1 protein-coding gene is annotated in these 2,177 nt (G+C 72.8%); it reads right to left on the reverse strand.

Annotated features, from left to right (window positions below; genetic code table 11):
• On the reverse strand, positions 1 to 2,055 hold a 2,055-nt coding region (locus tag MHY85_RS20840), incomplete at its 3' end, for a glycoside hydrolase family 3 N-terminal domain-containing protein (protein ID WP_239200353.1).
• Positions 2,056 to 2,177: the final 122 nt, after the last annotated feature.

The following is a 2,177-nucleotide window of genomic DNA, read 5'->3' on the forward strand; positions in this document are numbered from 1 at the left end:
GCCGACCTCGAGCACGACGATCGTGCGCGGGTTGGCCGCTGAGACCTGGCGGATCAGCTCGGCCTGGCCGTTGGGCAGGTCGAGGCTGGGGCGGTCGCCGCCCTCGGACGAGTAGTCCCGCACCACGACGACCGCCGCCTGGGCGGACCGGGCGGCCTGCGCGGCCGCCTGGACGCTCGGGGTGACGACGGGCTCCGGCGGGGTCCAGCCGAGCCGGAACGCGGCGCCGGCGTCGGTGCCGCCCGGGGAGTCGTTGGTGTACTCCGCCCGCAGCGCGTAGGTCTGGCCGGCGGTCAGCTCGACCGGCGCCGTGGTGACCGCGGCGGGGTCGCCGGACGGGCCGGTGGTCAGCACCGGCTGGTCGTCCAGGTACACGGTGCTGGTGCCGTTGGTGGTGACGGCCAGCTCGTACGTCCCGGTCACCGGGGCGGTCAGCGTGCCGGTCCACCGGATCGACGCCGTGTGCTCGTTGGTCTGGAGCGGGAAGTGCGGCGACTGCGAGTTGAGCCCCTCGAACAGGTAGAACCCGCCGTTGATGCCCGCGTACGGCTCGGTGCGGTCCACCGCGGGGGTGCCGGACAGGTCGGCGCTGTCGAAGTACTCGACACGGACGCCCGCGCCGTCCCCCAGGGCCGAGGTGAGGAAGTCCGACGGGATGAGGTCCGGCCCGGCCAGCAGCGACGCCGAGGTCACGGGGTCGGTGCCCGGCGTGTGCGTGACGGTGACGCCCGCCCCCACCCGGTCCTGGATGCCCTGGAGCGGGCTGATCGTCCGGGTCGGGTTCACCAGCGAGGAGCCGCCGCCCTGCGTGACGACGTCGGCGTCGGCGCCCACGACGGCGATCGACCCGACGTTCCCGCCGAGCGGCAGCGCGCCGTCGTTCTTGAGCAGCACCGAGGCGCGCTCGGACACCTGCCGCGCGAACGCGGAGTTCGCCTCCTCGGGCAGCGGGCTGATGGTCGGCGGGTTGTCGAACAGGCCCAGGGCGACCATCGGCCGCAGGATGCGCAGCACCGCGTCGTCGATCCGCGACACCGGCACCTGACCCGCGCGCACCGCGTCGAGCAGCGGCCCGCAGAAGAAGCAGTCACCGGGCCCGACCTCAGGGGTGAAGTTGCCCGGCATCTCCTGGTCCATCCCCGCCAGGACCGCCTGCACGGTGCTCGGCGTGGCGCCGTAGTCGCTCATCACCCAGCCCTGGAAGCCGAGCTGCTGCTTGAGGATCTGGTTCAGCGTCACGTCGTTCTCGCAGCCGCGGACGCCGTTGATGCCGTTGAACGAGCACATCGCCGACCCGGCACGGCCGTCGGCCTGGGCGATCGCGAACGGCCGGGTGTAGATCTCCTGCAGCGTCCGCTCGTCGAGGACGGCGTTGCCCCCGATCAGCCGGTTCTGCTCCTGCGTGTACACGTTGTAGTGCTTGAGGTCGGCGATCACCGGGTTCGACTGGATGCCCCGCACCTCGGCGGCGGCCATGGTCCCGGACAGCAGCGGGTCCTCGCCGAAGCCCTCGAAGTTGCGACCGCCCTGCGGCACGCGCCCGATGTCGAGCGCCGGACCGAGCAGCACGTTGTGCCCGGTGCGGTGCGCCTCGTCGCCGGCCAGCCGGCCGTACTCCTGCGCCAGCGAGCCGTCCCACGTCGCGGCCAGCGCGAGCGGCGACGGGAGCTGGGTGGACAGCTTGCCGTTGACGTCGGGATTCGCGATCCGCACGCCCGCGGTCCCGTCGGCCATGGTCAGGGCCGGGATGCCGACCCGCTCGATCGGGGCGTTGTAGAAGCCGAAGAAGTTGTTCAGCTCCCCGTGCATCATGTTGACCTTCTCGTCGAGGGTCATCTGCCGGAGGATCGCTCGCGCCCGGGCCGTGTCGTCCGGCGACTCGTCCCACCAGAAGTCGGACGGGAAGGACTGGCCCTCCTGCAGGGCCTCGGTGACCGCGGTCTCGACCGCGGGATCGTCGTCGGGCGAGGCCGCCGCGGCGGCTCCGACGGGAACGGTCAGGGCCAGTGCCGCGAGGACCGCGGTCGTGCCTGCGCGCCGGGAACGTGGGTGCATCGTCGAACCCCCTGGGATCGCGGCCGTCCGTGCGTCCTGCGGTCGGCCGTCGCGTCGTCGGGCCAGTAGGTCACCCGTTCGGGTGAGGGTCAAGGGGCGCTTGCCGGGGGCAACCGGAGCGC

It is taken from the genome of Cellulomonas sp. ACRRI (assembly GCF_022346185.1).
Taxonomy (GTDB): domain Bacteria; phylum Actinomycetota; class Actinomycetes; order Actinomycetales; family Cellulomonadaceae; genus Cellulomonas.